Source organism: Desulfobacter postgatei 2ac9, from assembly GCF_000233695.2.
Classification (GTDB): Bacteria; Desulfobacterota; Desulfobacteria; order Desulfobacterales; family Desulfobacteraceae; genus Desulfobacter; species Desulfobacter postgatei.
In genome coordinates this window covers 3,795,814-3,814,992 of the sequence record NZ_CM001488.1, presented here as the reverse complement: position 1 = coordinate 3,814,992, position 19,179 = coordinate 3,795,814, and the positions used below count along the sequence as shown (strand labels likewise).

Annotated in this window: 20 protein-coding genes; 7 read left to right on the top strand and 13 right to left on the bottom strand. The window is 49.2% G+C overall.

Annotated features, from left to right (window positions below; genetic code table 11):
- Nucleotides 1–110: 110 nt before the first annotated feature.
- A complete protein-coding gene (locus DESPODRAFT_RS21355; RefSeq protein WP_245532086.1) occupies nucleotides 111–293 on the bottom strand; it encodes an IS110 family transposase in 183 nt (60 codons plus the stop codon).
- Nucleotides 248–448, bottom strand: coding sequence for a hypothetical protein (locus DESPODRAFT_RS21350; RefSeq protein ID WP_245531961.1), 201 nt, complete (start codon nucleotides 446–448; stop codon nucleotides 248–250). Before DESPODRAFT_RS21350 ends, DESPODRAFT_RS21355 begins: the two co-directional genes overlap by 46 nt.
- Before the next feature lie 93 nt (nucleotides 449–541).
- On the opposite strand from DESPODRAFT_RS21350, the gene DESPODRAFT_RS17655 reads away from it, so the two are divergent.
- The 3 genes from DESPODRAFT_RS17655 (at nucleotide 542) to DESPODRAFT_RS17640 (ending at nucleotide 2,562) form a co-directional block, all read left to right on the top strand.
- A complete protein-coding gene (locus DESPODRAFT_RS17655; RefSeq protein ID WP_004070514.1) occupies nucleotides 542–724 on the top strand; it encodes a hypothetical protein in 183 nt (60 codons plus the stop codon).
- Nucleotides 725–966: 242 nt separating this feature from the next.
- Nucleotides 967–1,584, top strand: a complete 618-nt coding sequence (locus DESPODRAFT_RS19735) for a hypothetical protein (protein WP_083843604.1) — start codon at nucleotides 967–969, stop codon at nucleotides 1,582–1,584.
- A 15-nt stretch (nucleotides 1,585–1,599) separates the two neighbouring features.
- A complete protein-coding gene (locus DESPODRAFT_RS17640; protein ID WP_004075488.1) occupies nucleotides 1,600–2,562 on the top strand; it encodes a CvfB family protein in 963 nt (320 codons plus the stop codon).
- A gap of 269 nt (nucleotides 2,563–2,831) precedes the next feature.
- Here DESPODRAFT_RS17640 and DESPODRAFT_RS21925 read toward each other — a convergent pair whose 3' ends face one another.
- The 3 genes from DESPODRAFT_RS21925 to DESPODRAFT_RS17630 all read right to left on the bottom strand — a co-directional run bounded on the left by DESPODRAFT_RS21925 (nucleotide 2,832) and on the right by DESPODRAFT_RS17630 (nucleotide 5,602).
- Nucleotides 2,832–3,194 carry a hypothetical protein gene (locus DESPODRAFT_RS21925; RefSeq protein ID WP_371904999.1) on the bottom strand — a complete coding sequence of 121 codons (363 nt, stop codon included), beginning with the start codon at nucleotides 3,192–3,194 and terminating at the stop codon, nucleotides 2,832–2,834.
- Nucleotides 3,136–3,555, bottom strand: a complete 420-nt coding sequence (locus DESPODRAFT_RS17635) for a hypothetical protein (RefSeq protein WP_004075486.1) — start codon at nucleotides 3,553–3,555, stop codon at nucleotides 3,136–3,138. The genes DESPODRAFT_RS21925 and DESPODRAFT_RS17635 overlap by 59 nt, the downstream gene beginning before the upstream one ends.
- Before the next feature lie 319 nt (nucleotides 3,556–3,874).
- Nucleotides 3,875–5,602: a hybrid sensor histidine kinase/response regulator gene (locus tag DESPODRAFT_RS17630; protein ID WP_004075483.1), complete on the bottom strand. Its 1,728-nt coding sequence runs from the start codon at nucleotides 5,600–5,602 to the stop codon at nucleotides 3,875–3,877.
- Between the two features lie 309 nt (nucleotides 5,603–5,911).
- Between DESPODRAFT_RS17630 and DESPODRAFT_RS17625 the strand changes: the two genes are divergently transcribed.
- Genes DESPODRAFT_RS17625 through DESPODRAFT_RS17615 form a run of 3 tightly spaced genes read left to right on the top strand, consistent with a single transcriptional unit; the run spans nucleotide 5,912 to nucleotide 8,999 of the window.
- On the top strand, nucleotides 5,912–6,880 hold the full coding sequence (locus DESPODRAFT_RS17625) for a universal stress protein (RefSeq protein ID WP_004075481.1): 969 nt from the start codon (nucleotides 5,912–5,914) through the stop codon (nucleotides 6,878–6,880).
- 35 nt (nucleotides 6,881–6,915) lie between these two features.
- Entirely contained in the window at nucleotides 6,916–8,091 is a 1,176-nt protein-coding gene (locus tag DESPODRAFT_RS17620; protein WP_004075479.1) for an acetyl-CoA C-acetyltransferase, read from the top strand.
- 56 nt (nucleotides 8,092–8,147) lie between these two features.
- Complete coding sequence (locus DESPODRAFT_RS17615) at nucleotides 8,148–8,999, top strand: 3-hydroxybutyryl-CoA dehydrogenase (RefSeq protein WP_004075477.1); 852 nt, start codon at nucleotides 8,148–8,150, stop codon at nucleotides 8,997–8,999.
- Between the two features lie 107 nt (nucleotides 9,000–9,106).
- Here DESPODRAFT_RS17615 and DESPODRAFT_RS17610 read toward each other — a convergent pair whose 3' ends face one another.
- The 5 genes from DESPODRAFT_RS17610 to DESPODRAFT_RS17590 form a co-directional block, all read right to left on the bottom strand.
- On the bottom strand, nucleotides 9,107–9,745 hold the full coding sequence (locus tag DESPODRAFT_RS17610; protein WP_004075474.1) for a class I SAM-dependent methyltransferase: 639 nt from the start codon (nucleotides 9,743–9,745) through the stop codon (nucleotides 9,107–9,109).
- Nucleotides 9,746–9,763: 18 nt separating this feature from the next.
- On the bottom strand, nucleotides 9,764–9,943 hold the full coding sequence (locus tag DESPODRAFT_RS17605; protein WP_004075472.1) for a FeoB-associated Cys-rich membrane protein: 180 nt from the start codon (nucleotides 9,941–9,943) through the stop codon (nucleotides 9,764–9,766).
- A gap of 24 nt (nucleotides 9,944–9,967) precedes the next feature.
- Nucleotides 9,968–12,175: a ferrous iron transport protein B gene (gene feoB, locus DESPODRAFT_RS17600; protein WP_004075469.1), complete on the bottom strand. Its 2,208-nt coding sequence runs from the start codon at nucleotides 12,173–12,175 to the stop codon at nucleotides 9,968–9,970.
- Between the two features lies 1 nt (nucleotide 12,176).
- Nucleotides 12,177–12,410, bottom strand: coding sequence for a FeoA family protein (locus tag DESPODRAFT_RS17595; RefSeq protein ID WP_004075466.1), 234 nt, complete (start codon nucleotides 12,408–12,410; stop codon nucleotides 12,177–12,179).
- 215 nt (nucleotides 12,411–12,625) lie between these two features.
- Nucleotides 12,626–14,143 (bottom strand): AMP-binding protein, encoded by a 1,518-nt coding sequence (locus DESPODRAFT_RS17590; RefSeq protein WP_004075464.1) that lies wholly within the window; start codon nucleotides 14,141–14,143, stop codon nucleotides 12,626–12,628.
- A 374-nt stretch (nucleotides 14,144–14,517) separates the two neighbouring features.
- Between DESPODRAFT_RS17590 and hutU the strand changes: the two genes are divergently transcribed.
- On the top strand, nucleotides 14,518–16,536 hold the full coding sequence (hutU, locus tag DESPODRAFT_RS17585) for a urocanate hydratase (protein WP_004075462.1): 2,019 nt from the start codon (nucleotides 14,518–14,520) through the stop codon (nucleotides 16,534–16,536).
- Between the two features lie 45 nt (nucleotides 16,537–16,581).
- Here hutU and DESPODRAFT_RS17580 read toward each other — a convergent pair whose 3' ends face one another.
- From DESPODRAFT_RS17580 to DESPODRAFT_RS17570, 3 genes are read right to left on the bottom strand one after another with little or no spacing between them, the layout of a single operon-like run.
- Entirely contained in the window at nucleotides 16,582–17,418 is an 837-nt protein-coding gene (locus DESPODRAFT_RS17580) for a metal ABC transporter permease (protein ID WP_004075460.1), read from the bottom strand.
- A complete protein-coding gene (locus DESPODRAFT_RS17575; RefSeq protein ID WP_157488532.1) occupies nucleotides 17,405–18,175 on the bottom strand; it encodes a metal ABC transporter ATP-binding protein in 771 nt (256 codons plus the stop codon). The genes DESPODRAFT_RS17580 and DESPODRAFT_RS17575 overlap by 14 nt, the downstream gene beginning before the upstream one ends.
- A 38-nt stretch (nucleotides 18,176–18,213) precedes the next feature.
- A complete protein-coding gene (locus DESPODRAFT_RS17570; RefSeq protein ID WP_004075457.1) occupies nucleotides 18,214–19,143 on the bottom strand; it encodes a metal ABC transporter solute-binding protein, Zn/Mn family in 930 nt (309 codons plus the stop codon).
- Between the last annotated feature and the right edge of the window lie 36 nt (nucleotides 19,144–19,179).

Sequence of the window (19,179 nt, the reverse complement as noted above, 5' to 3'; positions counted from 1 at the left end):
TTTTAGCACCCGTACGAGCTTTTTTTGAATATTAGTAAAAATCTCCAGATTTGACCTGCTAAGTTTTAACATTTCTGAGACGGATGATGGGACATGCTCAATGGTGTCCATTAATTCCCAGAAATAGCGTTTGCCATGTAGCTTTTTTTGTTGTATTCAGCACCGACCTCCATTAAAAGTCCAGAGATTTTATTTTTAGTTTGGGTTGCTGTTCTGACTATGTGGTTTCTGTATCTTAAAATTCTTCTTAATTCTCGCAACTCGCTCGGAGCCATATAACATTCCGGTAACAGATCAACTCTGAGAAGGTCACATATTTTCTGGGCATCAGATAGATCGTTTTCTTTTTAGCTGCTGTAATCGCTTTGAGCATTTCAGGGTGAGCCACCTTGATATCATCGGCATAAGGTTTTATGAAGTCATAAATCCAGCCGGTAAACGGGCGCATTCCCATTTTCCCGGTTTTAAAAAAGTCTATCTTTTAGTGGAAAAAGCATGATATTTCCTGCTAAGCTGAAACAAAAAAAAATGGATTGTACTGATGAAAAAAGCTGAAGATTGCAATACTGTTGATGAAGTCTATGCTTGCCTGAAAGAACTGGAAGAAGATCCGAATCGCTTGATTCGAAACGCTAAAGAATTGGAACAGATGGAACAGGAACTTCTTGGGTATACGAATCGGATAAGCGCCTTGCTTTTAAAAAAAGTATCCAGGCCTCAGTAGATTCCCCCGATCGGGTTGATCAAGAAAAAGAATTGATGTCCAACTGGCCTGGCCGGGGCGGATGAAAAGCGAAGGGTTTGAGACCGTTTCGATTCAGCTTTGTACAGGTATTTCGGTTGATATTTGTGTTCGATATTATCGGCGATCCTGTGACCGTCGAAATCGAAAAAGGTATAAAGGTGCATACGCCGGTTTAATCCTTTATTGATGGCTGTTTCAGCGGTCCGGATGGCGTATTTCACTTGTTAAAGGGTTATTTGAACTCCCTTCGTATTCAGGCCTCAGACAAAATACTGTTTGTTGCAGATGGAGCACATTGGATTTGGAATCGAATCCCCGGACTGATCAACGCATTGGGTTTGACTCCGGAGCGTGTGTATGAACTTCTTGATTTTTACCATGCCGTGGAGCATTTGGGTGCAGTCGCGGGCTTGAAGAAAACCTGGTCATCCAAGGAACGCAAACGCTGGGTATCAACACAGCGAGGTTCCCTGCTGAAAGGAAAATCGGCTGACGTGGTCCAGGCCGTCCAGATGCTTTGTCGAGGCAGAAACAGTAAGGCTATCAAGACGGAACGGGATTATTTTGTGCGCAATGAAAGCAGACTTGATTTTTCAACGGTAAAAGCGTTGAATTTACCTATTGGCAGCGGTGCTATTGAAAGTTCAATTCGTAGAGTGGTGAATTTACGTCTTAAAGGTCCATGCACTTTTTGGTATCGGGAGAATGCAGAAAGAATGATTATGTTACGATCATATTATAAAGCAGGGCGTTGGAACTGCCTGAAACAGATGGCAATACGCATAATCCAGTGCCGGCGGCATGACCGGGAAAATGAGAATGCGCCCTATATATATTAATAATAAGGAAAATCCATGTCCGAAGAAACTACGCCCTGGAAGCAGGCAGAAAAATTTTTGAGAAAAAGTCAAAATCGGCCATCTTTAAGACAGCCTCAGTCTTCATCTTCAAGACAGTCCCATCCTTTTTTAGCAAAGGACCCTGACGCTGTGGTTGGGCAGTTCCAGGCTCTGACTGTGAAGAACCTTTCCGACTATGGGGTATATTTAAGTTTTGGCCAGGACCGGGTGCTTCTGCCCAATAAGTACGTGCCGGAAAATACTGCTGTGGGGCAGACAATCCGTGTTTTTGTCTATACTGATTCCGAGGACAGGCCCGTGGCAACCACATTGGCGCCTGCCGGGGTTGTGGGAGATGTTGTGGGACTTAAAGTCAAGGATACAGCCCCTTTTGGCATTTTCATGGATTGGGGCCTGGAAAAAGATCTTCTGGTTCCCCGCAGTGAACAAGAGGGGCGGATGGAGCCGGGTGAAACCCATCTGGTCAGGATTTGCCTGGATGAATCCACCCACAGGATTTATGGGTCCACCCTGATGTCGAATCTTGCCTCTGGTGATGCCGGTGAACTCTCTTATGGGGAGGCTGTGGAGTTGATCATCCATAGTATTTCACCTATCGGCTATACAGCTCTGATCAATAAAACCTGCCTGGGGATGCTCTATAAAAATGAGACCTTTGAAGACCTCTCCATTGGTGACCGGTGCCGTGGGTATGTCCTTCGTGTCCGGGAGGACGGCAAGGTGGATTTAACTCTGAAACAGCCGGGATACGCCTCAGTTGAAGCCTCTGCCCAGAAAATTATACAGGTACTTGAGGCTGGTGGAGGCGTAAGCCCCTGTCATGACAAAAGCCGCCCTGAAGAGATTCAAGCTGCATTTGCCATGAGTAAAAAGGAATTTAAACGGGCCGTGGGCAGCCTGTATAAACAAGGCCGCATCACTCTGCACAAGACTGACGGGATTCGCCTGAAGTCATGACAAAGCTTATGCTTTGTAACCTGTATGGTGAGGTGGCAGATGTCAGCAGATGTCATAGTAGCCAAATGCCTGGAGTAATGCCCCGGATATGGTGAAAGGCTGAAAATCAAGAGTAAAGGAAAAGGTATCCATTTGCTCTGTATTGAGCGCGGACTCGTAAATTGATGGATTGATGATCAACAAATTATGATGAACAAATTGTGCGTATCGGTCGTGTTTTTTAGGATATGAGCAGGAAGGCGTGAGCAAAAATTGAGATGTATTCAATTTTAACCGATAATTTTTTCTGCTTTCAGTAAAGTCCTCGTCAGATACTGTGCTTTTCTTCGCTCACCAGCATGATTGCTCCAATCCTGTCTTTCCTGAATAATACGATTGTAAATTTCCGTTCGGGTAAACCCTCTTCGATAGAGAGCCAAAGCATATGCTAAATCAGTGGCGGATTCGTTACCTTTATTACTCGAGAGTCGTAAGTTTTTTCCTCGTGAGTCGTAACTTTGGGAGGCAATATATCGACGTACTCCTTCCCTTAATGTTCCAAATTTGAGACCATGGGAGCACTTTCGACACGGTTCATTCAAGCTTTGGCAAAGCCGTTTCTGGATCTGGCACCAGCTTCTCCGGCAAAACACCTGGTTTGAGCATTTTTTTCTTGAAACGGTACTTTTGAATTTCCCGTATTATCGCTCCTGGAGCGGAACTGAATAAATCAACGATCAATAAGTTGGCGATTACAAATTTGACCGTTCGTTCAGAGAGGAGGCTTCTGGATTTTGTTCTCAAGAAGCCTTGAAATTCACGCCATACAGAATTTTGATATTTTAATGAAATCAGTTGCAGCAAATCAAGGGCAATTGAACCGATCATGACAAATCGTTCATATGCATCAAAACCAATCAGCATTCCTATGGCCCCCCAGCAATGACCACGGAAATAGGATGGCTTGCTTTGGGTTTCTGAATGTTGATGCCCGAAAGAAATGGATAAATGCATGGTAGCCAGTTGTGTTCAGGCCCCAGAATCGACAAAATGATGTAACACCAATCATTTCAGATGCTCAGATAAACCCAAGAACTACCATACAAAACATGAGCCAGGTAATATTTCTTGAAAAAGCATTGCGGAAAAATCGTAGAGTCTGATAAATATATTTGAGAATTTTGGGTCCTTTTTTGTTTGAATTTGGTTGTTCAAGGCGTTAAAAACGCCTAAAACGCTCTTTCCATTTTTAAATGTCACTTTTTTTTGAAAAAACTTACGACTCTCGAGTACAGAACAACGAATTTGGCCAAAAGAAACTGAGCAGGAAAATTCATAGACCGTCAAGGGCCTGTTTCAGCGCCATGATGGAAAAGGGCTTGGACAGGGCTGCAGAGAAGCCGAAGAAAGAATGGTTTTCCATGACCACGTCATTGGAATAGCCCGAGGCCACAATCCCCTTGATTCCGGGGTTCAGGGCCAGCAGTTTTTCCATGGTCTCTTCGCCGCCCATGCCATGCTTAACTTCAAGGTCAAGGATCACCTTACCGATAATTTTGCCCTCCACAAGGCAGGCCTGGTATCTCTCCACCGCCTCTTCGCCGGATTTTGCAAGGACAGGCTCGTAGCCCAGCTGGGTGAGAATTATTTCGGTGACCTCCAGAATCATGGCATCATCATCCATAAACAGGACAAGGGGTTTTCGGGTTGCCACCCTGGCAGATCGCCTTGTCTTAGGCTCCACCTCTTTGGGTTTAAAGGTTTCTTTGGGTGTACTTTTTGGGAAAATGGGCAAAATGATATCCACACAAGTGCCCTGGCCCGGCGTGGAGCGAATCTGGATATTGCCCTGGTGATTTTTCACAATGGCCCAGGCAATGGAAAGTCCAAGGCCGGTTCCCCGGTTACCCCCTTTGGGTTTGGTGGAAAAATAGGGGTCAAAAATTTTTTCTAAATCCTCCGACCGGATCCCCCTGCCCTGGTCTGTGATTGATATGACAATCATGCCTTTTCGTTCGGCATAAAGACGAGCCGTTATCTTTACCGGAGCCTTATTCTCCATGGCTTCTGATGCATTTATGACAACATTCTTCAACGCTTCATTGAGGGCTTCCCTATCGGCTTCAATGACAGGAGGCAGGTCAAAGACCTCAAGCCGGGACAAAATATTTTTTTCCTGTTTCAGTTGATCAAGGGTAACGTTAATAAAGCCTGTCAAGTCGATATGGGTTTTAATGCCCACGGTGCTGCTGCTTGAAAAGATAACAAATTTGGAAGCCAGATTTTTTGCCTGGAGAACCGATTGTTCGGCGTCATCCAGGTACCCTCTAATCGTCCCGCTTGCCGCCGCCATCTGGGCCAAATTGATATTGCCAAGCGTGATGGAGAGGGTGTTATTGAAATCATGGGCAATGCCGCCTGCCAATGTGGCGATGGCTTCAAGCTTCTGGGTGCGGACCAGGCGTTTTTTGGCTTTGCGCAATTCGTTCTCAGCCTGCTTTTTTTGAATGGCTGTGGCAATGGTATCCGAAACAAAACTGAGTAGCTCCACATGCTCTTCATTGTATTTGACGCAATTATTATAACTTTTTACCGCCATCACGCCAACCACATCGCTTTTGACCATCAACGGGATACCCAGCCAGTTTTTGGGCAATCGTCCCATGACCCTGCCTTTGGCGGCAAGGTCGATAAGTTGCTGTTCATCCAGCAGTAAGGGCTTTTTGTTCATAACCACATCACCTGTTAAACAGCACTTTTCAGGAAAATTGTATATCCATTCAGGAGCCATATCTGACCCTTCGTCCCTGCGAAATACATACTGTATGGCTTTTTGGTCTTTGTGATAAACGGCTATAAAAAAATTCGAAATATCCATAAGGCCTGACACACGTTTGTAGATGGAGGCGTACAGGTCTGCAAGGGAGTCGCAGGTGGTCAAATCGGATGCAATATAGAACAGCGTTCTATTGATCAACTCTGCCCGGCGGGCTCCTTGGACGGAGCGCTCCAGTTTTTTGATCTGTTGCTCAAGCATTTCGTAACTGGGTTTATCGCTCATTTAAGTCTTACCTGTAATACAATGTGGAGATAACTATATTACATGATTTTAATAAAAGCTTCAAGTCATTGAAAAAAAACCATCTTCAACCCCAATTTAATGGCACCATAAGCGTCCGAAAATCCATCCTGTTGCCTATACAACCAGAGATGAAGGTGCTACAATCGTGAAAAAAGTTGTTCATGAATTTAAAACAATTTTTTTACCTTAACGGCCGTTGACCCTATTATATAATATTAAGAGACAGATCCGTTCTTGCTGGTCATGGGCAAAAAAATGCATCCGTCTCGATAAATTAAGGAGCAGACAATGAATCGATTCAACCACATTATGGCCTGTATTGACCTGTCTGATTACTCACCCATGACCCTGGGCTATGCCCTGGGCCTGGCAGGACGGGCAGATCTAAAGGTCACCATTTGTTCTATTGTCCCTTTGCGCGAAGTTAATCCGGTGTATATGGCCGGAATGATGTATCCCTGCAGGGAGGACACCAAAGAGTACCTGGAGGAACTTAAAGAAGCCAGGATTACCCAGATCAAGGAACTGATCCGGACACGTTACCCTGAATTCGACGGCAAAACCGATATCCGCATTAAAATGGGATATCCTGCCGAAGAGATCCTTACCATGATCGAAGAGGTCGACCCGGACCTTGTGGTCATGGCCAACAAAGGGCGTTCCAATCTATCGAGCTTCATGTTCGGCAGTGCCGCGGAATTTGTATTCCGTCACTGCAGAAAGGCCTTGTTCAGTGTCAGGGACAAACATATTTTTAAACGAATGTACTCAGGCAACGAACTGCCGGCACCCGGTGAGCTCCGAAACATTATGGCTGCTGTGGATTTTTCTCCCTGGACCGAACACATTCTGGCACGGGCGGGATGGATTGCAAAAATAACAGGTGCAAAGCTTCATGTGGTCCATTGCATCGGCACCAAGGAGCTTGCCTGGATAAAATCCCATTACATCCCTGAAAACACCTTTTCTGAAGAGGAATTTTTACCCAAGGCCAAACAACAGCGAAAAAACCAGCTTGAGGATCATATAAAGGCCGCAGGCATTGAGGATTTGGCAGGGATTGATATCACCATTGACTCGGGAGATCCTTGTGAACAGATACTTAGTGCGGCAAAAAACCTCAGGGCAGATGCCTTGGTTTTAGGCCCGTTAGGTCACAGTCGCTCGGTCAAATTTGTTCTGGGCAGCACCATTGAAAAAATTTTTCGTCACAGCCCGGTACCGGTGCTGCGTTTGAGCCCTGATATCTGCATTTAAATCTTATCTGTCTAAAGAGAATAAAGGAGTTTAGAATGAACAAAGCAGTTATCGTCAGTGCGACCCGAACCCCCCTCGGCAGTTTTGGCGGTTCCTTAAGCGGCATGGGCGCCACAACACTTGGGGGTCTTGTCATCAGGGAAGCAATCCGACGTGCTGATATTGAGGATGCCGTGGTGGATGAATGCATCATGGGAATGGTCCTGCCCTGCGGGTACGGCCAGAATCCTGGAAAACAGGCTGTGGTTAAGGCAGGCCTACCCTGGGAAGTGGAAGCCATTACCGTAAACAAGGTGTGCGGGTCATCTCTTAAAGCCGTTATGCTGGCAGCCCAGGCTATCCAGTGCGGCGATGCTGATGTTGTGGTGGCCGGCGGCATGGAGACCATGAGCATGGCGCCTTATTATATGGAAAAGGCCAGGTGGGGACATCGCATGGGGCCCGGACGCATTGAGGACCATATGGTCCATGACGGGCTGTGGGATGTTGTAAATGATTTTCACATGGGCATGTCCAATGAACTTTGCTCCGAGCGCTGGGAAGTGACCCGTGAAGACCAGGACCGCTTTGCAGCCCAGTCCTATGCCCGGGCCAACAAGGCTGTTGCCCAAGGGCGGTTTAAGGATGAAATTATGCCTGTTTCGATCCCCCAGCGAAAGGGTGATCCTAAAATCTTTGATACGGACGAATGCCCCCAGGAGACAACTTTTGAATTTTTGTCCAAAATGAAACCCGCTTTTAAAAAAGACGGCGTTGGCACGGCAGGCAATGCGTCCATCATCGCCGATGGCGCAAGCGCCGTGGTGATAATGAGCGAATCAAAAGCAAAAGAGCTGGGATGCACGGTCATGGCAGAAATCGGCGCCCAGGCCTCCTATGCCATTGATATGAAATATGTGCTCATGGCACCCATTTACGCCATTCCCAAAGTCTTAAAAAAACAGGGTATCGGTATTCATGAGGTGGATTTGTTTGAAATCAACGAGGCCTTTTCCGGCACCTCCACCGGCATCAACAAGGTCCTGGAACTGGACCCCGAAAAGGTGAACGTCAACGGAGGTTCCGTGGCTTTGGGGCATCCCATCGGCGCCTCAGGCGCGCGGGTTCTGACCACATTATTGTATGAAATGGCCAAAAGAGATGTGAGAACCGGCCTTGCTTGCCTGTGTTTAGGGGGGGGAGAGGCCGTGGCACTAGTTGTCAACCGGTAGCTATTGTCTGTTCTAAAAAAAACTTTTCCACGTTGACTGTATAGGAGAATAAAACAATGGAAGTAAACACCTTTGGTGTTGTGGGTTCCGGTCAGATGGGCAACGGCATTGCCCAGGTGGCTGCTGCGGCAGGAATGAATGTAATCATGAGCGACATTAAAGAAGAGTTCTGCGAAAAAGGCCTTGCAACAATTTCAGGCTCCCTGGACCGTCTGTTAAAGAAAGAAAAAATAACCCAGGCGGATAAGGATACCACCCTTGCCAGAATTACCACCACTACGGATTTAAAGGATATGGCCAAGGCCGATTTCGTGGTGGAAGCCGCCGTGGAACGTGAAGACCTGAAATTTCAAATATTCAGGAACTTGGACGAAATCTGCCCAGAGAACGTGATCCTGGCCTCCAACACGTCATCCATTCCCATCGGCAGCATAGCAGCCCAGACCTCCCGACCGGACAAGGTGATCGGCATGCATTTCATGAACCCCGTGCCCATGATGAAACTTGTGGAGGTCATCAGGGGGATTGCCACTTCCGAACAGACCTTTAAACTGACCTGGGATCTGTCCAAGAAATTCGGAAAGATCCCGGCCGAAGCCAATGACTTCCCCGGGTTCATCGCCAACCGGATACTGATGCCCATGATCAATGAGGCGGTTTTCTGTCTCTACCAGAGCGTCGGCACCAAAGAGGACATTGATACGGTCATGAAGCTTGGAATGGCACATCCCATGGGCCCGTTGACCCTTGCCGACCTCATTGGTCTGGATACCTGCCTTGCCATCATGGAAACCCTGTATGACGGATTCAAGGACTCCAAATACAGACCTTGCCCGCTGTTAAGAAAATATGTGCAGGCAGGATGGCTGGGACGCAAGACCGGCAAGGGATTTTACGATTACAAATAAATTTTGGTTTCGCGGCATCAGAATAGGGCATAACGCGATAAAAAAACATCAGTTGTTACAAAGAAAAGGCGGGGCATCATTTACCCTGCCTTTGATTCTTTTATCGTTTAAAGCAGGCTGGCAGAGAGATTATGGTTGCTTGCCGTCACTGTCCAGATGCTGATCACGCCCTGCGCATGCCTGATCTGTTGCCGTATTTTAAAACGACCCTGGATAACAGAGATCATACCGCCTTTTTTTACATAGGTTTTAAAATTACGATAATGCGCTTCACCAGCGAGGCGTTCAATTATGGTGGCAGCGATTTTGCTCATCATCTTGGCCTGATCATCCAGAGAAAAATCCACTAAAATAAGTTGACCGCCCGGCGCTAACAGACGATTCGCCTCCGCCAGCATATTATTTTGCATCTGGGCAGATTTTTCATGAACTGCAAGGGAAATGATAATGATGTCGAAACTTGCACCAGGCAGTCCTGTGTGCTGCACATCACATTCCATTAGCTTTGCAATTTTATTGCCTTTCCGGGCAACCTTAAGCATGTCGGAGGATATATCCACACCTGTTAAATTGCTGAAGCCTGCGTTTGACAATCTTCTCAACTGATCGCCGGTCCCGCAGCACAGATCCAGAATGCGTGCGTCATGGTCTGGAATCAGACGGATGATATCCTGCCGGATGTTTTTCAGGGCAAAAAAGAGTACAGGGTCGTATATTTTTGCAGCAAAAGCGCCTTGGGTATCCATTGTTCGCTCCCGATTCTGTTATTCCAACCGGTCAGTGTCTGAATGGTCTTTTGGGCTGCAGCACTTCTGCTGCGTGGAGGGCGTACACCCTTCACATCCGGAGCTGCATGAGGACTCTCCTTTAAAAATTTTGATCACTCTTCTGATCAAATAAAACAGGGCTGCGGCCACAATCAGTCCAACCAGAATATTTCCCATTTTTTCCTCCTTAACGTGTGTTTTTTAATTAACAATCAGGGAGCCGACCTGGTACGCCAACACTGACAGCGCAAAAGCCAGGGCCGTATTAAAACCCACTGAAAATGCCGCCCATTTCCAAGACCCGGTCTCCTTTGCAATACACGCAACCGTCACAAAACAAGGGGAGTAAAAGATTGTAAAAATCATCAGAGCAAAGGCGGTGACAGGCCCCCACCCAGGGGCTTTGGCAAGCCTTTGTCCCAGGGATTCTGTGCTTCCAGAGTCCACATCCCCAAGAGAATAGGCTGTTCCCAGTGTGGACACCACCACCTCCTTGGCTGCAAAACCACCCAGCAGGGCGATATTGGTCCGCCAGTCAAATCCGGCCAGGTAAGAAATTTTTTCAAGGGCTTTGCCGATTCTGCCGGCAAAAGAATTTTCAAGCCTGGTCAGGGATTTCCGACCGTCAATACCCGCCAGGGCATCCTTTACCTTCCGGGCCTCAGGGGAAAGCTCAGCGTCTTTATCTGCGGTGTCAATTTCCTTTAAAATCTCTGCCTGAACTGAATCAATGATAGCTGTACGCCGGGATTCAAATTGTGCCGTGGTTTTGTCATCCAGTCCGGGAAAGGTCATCATGGTCCAAAGAAGAATAGAGATACCCAGGATCACAGTACCTGCCTTTTTCATGTACTGCCAGGTTCTTTCCCAGGTGTGGATCCAGAGCCCTTTAAGGGTGGGCAGCCGGTAGGGGGGCAATTCCATGACAAAGGGCGTGGATTCTCCACGAATTACCGTACTCCTTAAAAGTTTTGCCACCAGCAGGGCGCCGATCCACGAAATCATGGTAAGGATGACCATGACAGTGGTCTGGCTCTTGGGAAAAAATGCTGCGACCAGCAGGGCATATACCGGAAGTTTGGCACCGCAGTTCATGAACGGTACAGTCAGAAGGGTGGCCAGACGTTCCTTGGGAGATTTCAGAGTCCGGGCCGCCATAACGCCGGGCACGGCACACCCGCCGGCAATGCCGCCGGAAACAATAAATGCCATGACAGAACTGCCGTGGAGTCCGAATATCCGGAATACCCGGTCCAGCATAAAGGCCATTCTGGCCAGATATCCTGAATCCTCAATAAAGGAGATACCCAGAAACATGAACATGATCAGCGGCACAAACCCCATGACACCGCCAACACCGTCAATGATTCCGGATACAATCATGGATTTGAGAAGGCCGTCGGGCAGGATCGCATCCGCCACCCCGCTGATCCAGCCAAAAAGCCCTTCAATCCATTCAACAGGCAAGGCACTGTAAGTAAAGGTAAACTGGAACAAGGCTGCCAGCACGCCCACCATCAGCAAGGGGCCCAAAAATCGGTTGGTCAGCACTTTGTCGATCTGATCCGAACGCTGGAGCCGGTTACGGTCATAGGCGAACCGGACCACATTTTGCTTGAGGATGGAGTTGATAAATCCGTATCTCTGGTCGGCAATCATGCCTTCGGGATGGGTATCAAGGGTCGCTGACATATGCCTGCCGACTTTTTCCCCAATTTCTATAAGTTTGCCGGCTGTTTCTTTACTGCAGTCCGCGCCAAGCTCCAAAATCTGATTGTCGTTTTCAAGATACTTAAGTGCCACCCAGCGGGGCGGATATCTATCTGTTAAAAAGTTGTTTTCCCGGATAATCTTTTCCATTTCATCCAGGGTCTTGTCAATGTCCTGGCCATAGGAGATCAATAAGGGTGCGGCCGGTTTGTCAATAGCTTTTGCCACTTGGGCCAGCAGCTCTTTTTTTCCCTTGCCGGTCCTCGCCACCATGGGAACCACAGGAACGCCCAAAAGCTCGGACAGCCTGTCGGCATTGATCTCTATGCCCCTTTTTTGGGCCACATCCATCATGTTCAGGGCCAGGCAGACCGGAATACCCATCTCCATGAACTGCACGGACAGGTAAAGGTTACGTTCCAGGTTTGACGCATCCACGATATTAACGATCATGGCGGGCTTTTCATTAACCAGGTAGTCCCTTGCCACCACCTCTTCCAGTGAATAGGCGGTCAGGGAATAGGTGCCGGGAAGATCAATGATTTCAAAAGTGCCGACCTCGGAAACGCAGGTGCCCTGTTTTTTTTCCACGGTGACCCCGGGGTAATTGCCCACATGCTGACGTGCACCTGTCAGTTCGTTGAAAAGGGTTGTTTTTCCGGCATTTGGGTTTCCTGCAAGGGCAATCGCTATGCTCATTCTATTCCACCTCCACCTGGATATAATCGGCTTCGTTGTTTCTTAAGGTCAAGGTGAAGCCCATGATCCGCAATGCCACGGGGTCATACAGCGGTGCCCTGCCCTGGACGGTAACTTCTTTGCCGGGTACAATTCCCATATCCCGTATCCGGCGACCCATTTCGCCCTGCGCTTTCACAGAGGTAATGACCCCGGTCTGGTTCCGCTTCATTTGTCTCAGGTTGATGACGGTCATTAAAAACTCCTTTTATAATTCACAATATACCTTGTGATGTTTTTTAACGTTATTGCGAATAAGTTTTATACAAATAACTTTTATTTTCGTCAATAAAGAAGTAATCATTATTGAACAATAAGAAAGAAAGGGAGAATAAAAAAAAGGTATGGCACAATCTTTGAGACAAAGCCTTTTGTCGACAAGGCGTGTGCCGGAGTTGCAATGTATGATGGTTATTGCCCGTGGGTATATTTTTCTTTAATTGCAAAACGGTCGATATCTCCTGCTGCAGTCAGGGGCAACTGATCAACAAACACAATGAATTTTGGTTTCTTAAAACCGGCAATCAGGGTGCCGGTGTAGGCAATTAACTCTTTTTCTTCAACGGTAAAGCCAACATTCAGGGTACACACGGCCTTGACGGCCTCGCCAAATTCCGCATCCGGCACGCCGAATACACATGCCTTCTCCACCGCCTCATGGCTGACAAGGGCATTTTCCACCTCTGCCGGAAACACGTTTTCCCCGCCGGGTTTGATCAATTCCTTTTCGGGCTTGCGGCCTTTGAAATAAAGGTATCCGTTTTCATCCAGCTGCCCCATGTCTCCTGTATGGTGCCAGCCGTTTCTGAATGTAAATGCATTAAGGTCGTCGGCATTCCAGTATCCCTTGAATACCAGGGGGCCTTTGATAAGGATTTCTCCGGTGCTGCCTGCCGGCAGGGCATTATCCAGATCATCGGCAACGATCATCCTGACCAGGGGCGATACCCTGCCCGCAGATCCGGGCGCTTCAAAAATGGGGGAAAACGTAATCAGGCCGGAGGTTTCGGTCTGTCCGTACATGATCCAGAATTTTGACCCTGTAACAGCTTCCCAAAGTCCTGCGGTTTCCGGGTTTTCAAGGCCTGCCACAAGTTCAAGGCCGGACAGATCCGGCGGCGTATCCTGGGACTGGATGCATTCCAGAATACGGCCCAGAATCGGTGGAAAGGATCCGAAAATCGATACATTTTGTTCCTGGATCAGATCGAGGCTGGATTGGGGGGAAAATTGGTCCATAATCACATTTTTCCCACCGGCCATGAGGGTGGCAAGCCCGATATTCACCCCCATGATGTGAAACAGGGGCAAAATATTTAAATAGGTTTTTGTTTTGTCCAGACCATAGGCATGCATAAGCTGAAGGTTGGCCAGGATAAGGTTGGCCTGACTGAGCACCGCCCCCCTTGGTTTACCCTGGACTGCTGCAGTGTGGATAATAATATAAGCAAGGTCCGGATCTGAAGCGGCGGCCAGTTCAACGGCACCCCGGGAATCCTGCGCATAGAGGGAAAAAAAATTGTCCGATAGATTGAAGCTGTAGACAATGCCGCTTCTCTCCTGAAGCAGGGGATCAATTTTGTCTTTCATTTCGTTATCATAAATGACCACCTGTGGAGCAGTGTCATCAAGGGCATGGGCCAGTTCTTCTTCGCCCAGGCGCCGGTTGATGAGCACAAGAGACAGGTTTAAGGCGGAAGCCGATGCAAACAGGTGAAAAAATGCCGGGTGGTTTTTGGCGACCACGGCCACACGGGTGCCGGCAGCCAGATTGAGTGTTGCCATACCCTTGGTCAGCCGGCAGGCATCGTCAAACAGTTCTGAATGGCTGCGGGTTTCACCATTAAAGTACAGGGCGCATCCCGGGCCGTTCATCTGTGCGTTTCTGTGAAAAAAATCAAATACAGTCAGTTGATGGGGTTTATTCATGACGCTTTCCTTAATTTTATAAGAAAGTCTGGGTACGTTACTCAGATCTTTCAACCTTTGTTGTGGGCTATGCCTGGCAGTTGATATGCCAGGTCAGCCCGTGGCTGTTCTTACAAACAAAATGACACGAGCCAAAAAACCGCTTACAGTTTCCCGGAACAGCCGGGATCTCAAATTTGCTGCCCTTTAACTGTCATGAATCTGAATGCATTGTCAAAAAGATTATTGTGCGGCACATGGAAAAATTTAGGAAACGATGAATCAAGATAAGCGTTGACATGTGTTTTTTCAGGCGATAATTTTTGTATATTCAAGCCAATCAAATCCATCGGCAGGCGTCATTCCCTGCCGGACAGCACGAAGGAGAAAAAGCGATGAGCAATCCGCCTGCCCCGTCTATGACCATCTGCCTGCCGGATACCCTTCCGCCTGAAAAACAATTTCGTCCGGGCGTCCGCAGGGCACCTGACAGAGGGTTTCGCCTGACCCGGTCACAAACCGCTGTGGCCCTGAAAAATGCTCTGCGCTATATCCCTGCAACGCTTCATGATGAACTTATTCCTGAATTTTTAGAAGAACTTCGGACCCGGGGCCGGATTTATGGCTACCGCTTTCGTCCCCAGGGGCATATCAGGGCAAAGCCCATTCATGACTACAAGGGAAGGTGTGTGGCCGGCAAAGCACTCCAGGTGATGATCGACAACAACCTTGATTTTGATGTGGCGTTGTATCCTTATGAACTGGTGACCTACGGGGAGACCGGCGCGGTGTGCCAGAACTGGATGCAGTATCAGCTGATCAAACGCTACCTTGCGGCGCTCACCGACCACCAGACCATGGTGATGCAGTCCGGGCACCCGCTGGGGCTCTTTGCCTCGGCACCGGACAACCCCAGGGTTATCATCACCAACGGGCTTCTGGTGGGGCTTTACGACAACCCGGAGGACTGGGAGATTGCCGTGCAGATGGGGGTCTCCTCCTACGGCCAGATGACGGCCGGCGGCTGGATGTACATCGGCCCCCAGGGGATTGTCCACGGCACCTACAACACACTTCTCAATGCCGGACGACAGATGTGCGGGGTGCCGGCGGACGGGAATCTGGCAGGACTGCTCTTTGTGTCATCCGGACTTGGGGGCATGAGCGGGGCCCAGCCCAAGGCGGCTAAAATTGCAGGGGCGGTCTCCATCATCGCAGAGGTGGATTCCTCCAGGGTGTTAACCCGGCATGAACAGGGCTGGGTGGATGTGGTTTCCGATGACCTGGAAACGGTTTACCGGAGAGCCAAATCCGCTGTAAAAGCAAAGGAAAACACCTCCATTGCGTTTCACGGCAACATCGTGGACCTGCTCGACTTTTTGATCAAAAAAAATTTGACCGTGGATCTGTTGTCCGATCAAACCTCATGCCATGTGGTGTATGATGGCGGATACTGTCCGGTGGGCCTGACGTTCGAGGCGCGCACCGAACTTTTGGCCAAAGACAGGACCCGGTTCAAGCGCCTGGTGGATGACAGCCTGAAGCGGCATTATGAACTGATTCAAAAACTCACGGCTAACGGCACCTATTTCTTTGACTATGGCAATGCTTTCTTAAAAGCGGTGTTTGATGCCGGTGTCAGCGGCGTGTCCAAAAATGGTGTGGATGCCAAGGACGGATTTGTTTACCCCTCCTATTTTGAAGATATCATGGGACCGATTTTCGATTACGGGTACGGCCCCTTTCGCTGGGTATGCCTTTCCGGCAATCCCGAAGATCTGGATAAAACCGATGCCGCGGCCATGTCCTGCATTAATCCGGACCGCCGGTCCTATGACCGGGACAATTACGTGTGGATCAGGGATGCCAAACAAAACAGACTGGTGGTAGGCTCCCTGGCCCGGATTTTATACCAGGATGCGGAAGGCAGGGTATCCATTGCCCTGAAATTCAATAAAATGGTCCGAACCGGTGAAGTCTGCGCCCCGATCATGCTGGGCCGGGACCACCATGACCCCGGCGGCACAGATTCCCCGTTCAGGGAAACCGCCAATATCCATGACGGTTCCAATGTGTGCGCCGACATGGCCACCCACTGCTTTGCCGGCAATGCCGCCAGGGGCATGAGCATGGTGGCACTGCATAACGGCGGGGGCACCGGCATCGGCAAGGCCGTGAACGGCGGGTTCGGCCTGGTACTCGACGGCAGCGAACGCGTGGATTCAATCATCAAATCCGCCATACTCTGGGATGTCATGGGCGGGGTGGCCCGAAGGAACTGGGCCGGCAATCCCAACGCAAGGGAGGTTGCCATTGCCTACAATACCCAAAACCCCAATGGCGACCAGATCACCATCCCCCACCCGGCGGACGAGGCAAAGATTGCGGCTGCAGTGAATAAACTGTTTGAATAAAAGGCATTATATCTATAGTCACAGTGAATACACATGACATTACCCCTATCGTTCTCCGGCATGCCGAAACGTTCTGGGTATAAAGTCCCGGAGTTTTTCAACACCCAGAGTGACCAGGAATACGGTGCCGGCCACCATGATGATGGCAGCCCCCGAGGTCAGGTCAAACCGGTAGGACAAATAGAGCCCCACCATGGTGAAACAGGCGCCCAGCAAACTTGAACCGACCATCATTGCCCCCAGGGAGCGGGCATATTTTTCCACCATGAACGGAGGGATGGTGAGCAGCGCAATCACCATAATCAGCCCGACCACCTGGATCACCATGACCACGGTGAGTCCAAGCATGGCGATCAGGGAAAAGTAGATCCCGTGGACCGGAAGCCCCCTCAGGCCCGCAAATTCCTCGTCATAGGAAACCGCCATAAGCTCCTTGTAGAAAAAGACAACCAGAACAAGAATCAGGGTGCCGATGATACCCATGATGACCAAATCTGATCCGGGCACAGTAAGAATACTGCCGAAAAGATAGCTCATCAGATCCACATTATACCCTGGGGTCAGATCCACCAGAATAATGCCGAATGCCATGCCCACAGCCCAAATCACGCCAATGACGGTATCCGCCCGTTGCCTGTTGTTCAGGGTAACTGCTGCCATGACCAGGGAAGCGCCCAGGGAAAACCCCATGGTGGAAGGGATCACCGGCCAGTTGAAATAAAATGCCATGCCGATCCCCCCATAGGCGGCGTGGGCAATGCCCCCGGATAAGAACACAATGCGGTTCACCACCACCAGCGTGCCCATGATGCCACAGATGATGCTGGTCAGCAGTCCTGCGGCCAAGGCATGACGCATGAACTCGTACTTAAGAATTTCCATCGTCTCCTCCTGCGTGCTTATGCCCTGCCCCGGGCAGGACCTTGGTCAACACCTGTACCCGGCACACATCTTCCACCGAGCAGGCATACATGGTTTCAAGCATCTGCCCTTTAATCTCCTCCTCGGAATGATAATGCAGCCCATGGTTCACGCAGGCCACGGATTTGACATAACTGGAAACGGAAAACAAATCATGGGTGACCACCACAATGGCCACATCTTTATTCAAGGTTTCAAGCAGGTTTAAAAAATCCCTCTGCCCTTTTGAGTCTATGCTTGCCGTGGGTTCGTCCAGAAGCAACAGACGCGGCCGGGTCATCAGAGACCGGGCAATGAACACCCGCTGGCGCTGTCCTCCGGAAAGTTCCCCAATCTTTTTGCGGGCATGTTCGGCCATACCCATGCGCTCCAGGGTGGCTAACGCCTCTTTTTCACACTCTTTCCGGGTCCGTCTGGACTGCCCGAAATGCCCTCCCGTACCCAGGCATCCCATGAGCACAACATCCAGGGCGGTAATGGGGAAATGGTTGTTGATATGGACGTTCTGGGGCACATATCCCAGGGCCTGGGTATGCCTGCCGGGACGCTCTCCCAACACTCGGATTTTACCTTTATCCGGCTTGATCAGACCCAGGATCAGACGAATCAGGGTGGATTTCCCTCCGCCGTTGGGGCCGATAAAGGCTATAAAATCATGTTCCCGGATGGTCAGATTGATGCCGGAAAGAACAGTTTCTCCATTGTAGGAAAAATCCACATCTTCAATCGTAACCAGGGCTTTTTTTAAAATCGCGACTATTTCAGGACCTCCTTGAACTGTTCAGCCACTTTTTTCATATTATCCAGCCAATCCAACGCCAGGGGGTCGGCTGGGATAACCTGTCCGTTGATCTCCTTGGCCACGAGTTCTGCACTTTTGGTTGAAAACTGGGGCTGGACAAAAATCACGTTGATGGCTTCGTCTCTGGCATGCCGGATCAAAGCCTGGAGCTTTGCCGGCTTAGGGTTCTTACCTTCTATTTCAATGGGGATCATTTTCAGCTTGTAATCCCTGGCAAAATAACCCCATGACGGATGAAAAACCATAAACTGCATGCCGGCATTGTCCTTTAGCATCTGGATCAAATGCTGATCAAGGGCATCAATCTCCTTAACAAAGGCATTATAATTGGCCGTGTAAAAATCCATATTTTCAGGGTCTGCGGCGGCAAGGGCGCCAAGGATGTGTTTGGCCTGGATCGTGACCAGCCTGGGAGAGAGCCAGATATGCGGGTCCAGTCCGGCATGGCCATGATCATTTTCGTGGTCACGGTCCTTTTCCGTCCGGGCTTTGTGATCATCTTGATCAGCATGCTCTTCCCCCCCGTGATGGTGGACACCCATGGGCTGTTTTTCTATCTCTTTATCTGTATGCACAATGGTCATATCCGGATTGGCGGATGCAATTTTGTTAAGCCAGAATGTTTCAAAGGGTACACCAATGGAAAAATAGAGGCGGGTTTTGGATAGTTTGGCCATCTGTGCCGGTTTTGGCTCATATGTGGCCGGGCTTGCCCCGGGTTGGACCATTACGGAAACAGCCACTTTATCTTTGCCGATTTGTTGCACAAAATATTGCTGGGGCACGATGCTGACAAACACGGGAAGCGGCGTTTTGGCCCAGACCGGTCCGCAGGAGATAATAATGACTGAAATAACAGCAAAACATTGAACAAATCTTTTCATGTCAGGCTCCTTTTATTCTTATATTGGGCAGGGCGC

Bases quoted from the DNA above. Each gene is read 5' to 3' on its own strand.
- DESPODRAFT_RS17615 (WP_004075477.1), top strand. From the start codon at position 8,148: ATGGAAGTAAACACCTTTGGTGTTGTGGGTTCCGGTCAGATGGGCAAC.
- DESPODRAFT_RS17635 (WP_004075486.1), bottom strand. From the start codon at position 3,555: ATGCATTTATCCATTTCTTTCGGGCATCAACATTCAGAAACCCAAAGC.
- DESPODRAFT_RS17590 (WP_004075464.1), bottom strand. From the start codon at position 14,143: ATGAATAAACCCCATCAACTGACTGTATTTGATTTTTTTCACAGAAAC.
- DESPODRAFT_RS17640 (WP_004075488.1), top strand. From the start codon at position 1,600: ATGTCCGAAGAAACTACGCCCTGGAAGCAGGCAGAAAAATTTTTGAGA.
- DESPODRAFT_RS17605 (WP_004075472.1), bottom strand. From the start codon at position 9,943: ATGGGAAATATTCTGGTTGGACTGATTGTGGCCGCAGCCCTGTTTTAT.
- hutU (WP_004075462.1), top strand. From the start codon at position 14,518: ATGAGCAATCCGCCTGCCCCGTCTATGACCATCTGCCTGCCGGATACC.
- DESPODRAFT_RS17580 (WP_004075460.1), bottom strand. From the start codon at position 17,418: ATGGAAATTCTTAAGTACGAGTTCATGCGTCATGCCTTGGCCGCAGGA.
- feoB (WP_004075469.1), bottom strand. From the start codon at position 12,175: ATGAGCATAGCGATTGCCCTTGCAGGAAACCCAAATGCCGGAAAAACA.
- DESPODRAFT_RS17655 (WP_004070514.1), top strand. From the start codon at position 542: ATGAAAAAAGCTGAAGATTGCAATACTGTTGATGAAGTCTATGCTTGC.
- DESPODRAFT_RS17620 (WP_004075479.1), top strand. From the start codon at position 6,916: ATGAACAAAGCAGTTATCGTCAGTGCGACCCGAACCCCCCTCGGCAGT.
- DESPODRAFT_RS17570 (WP_004075457.1), bottom strand. From the start codon at position 19,143: ATGAAAAGATTTGTTCAATGTTTTGCTGTTATTTCAGTCATTATTATC.
- DESPODRAFT_RS17610 (WP_004075474.1), bottom strand. From the start codon at position 9,745: ATGGATACCCAAGGCGCTTTTGCTGCAAAAATATACGACCCTGTACTC.
- DESPODRAFT_RS17630 (WP_004075483.1), bottom strand. From the start codon at position 5,602: ATGAGCGATAAACCCAGTTACGAAATGCTTGAGCAACAGATCAAAAAA.
- DESPODRAFT_RS17595 (WP_004075466.1), bottom strand. From the start codon at position 12,410: ATGACCGTCATCAACCTGAGACAAATGAAGCGGAACCAGACCGGGGTC.
- DESPODRAFT_RS17625 (WP_004075481.1), top strand. From the start codon at position 5,912: ATGAATCGATTCAACCACATTATGGCCTGTATTGACCTGTCTGATTAC.
- DESPODRAFT_RS21350 (WP_245531961.1), bottom strand. From the start codon at position 448: ATGCGCCCGTTTACCGGCTGGATTTATGACTTCATAAAACCTTATGCC.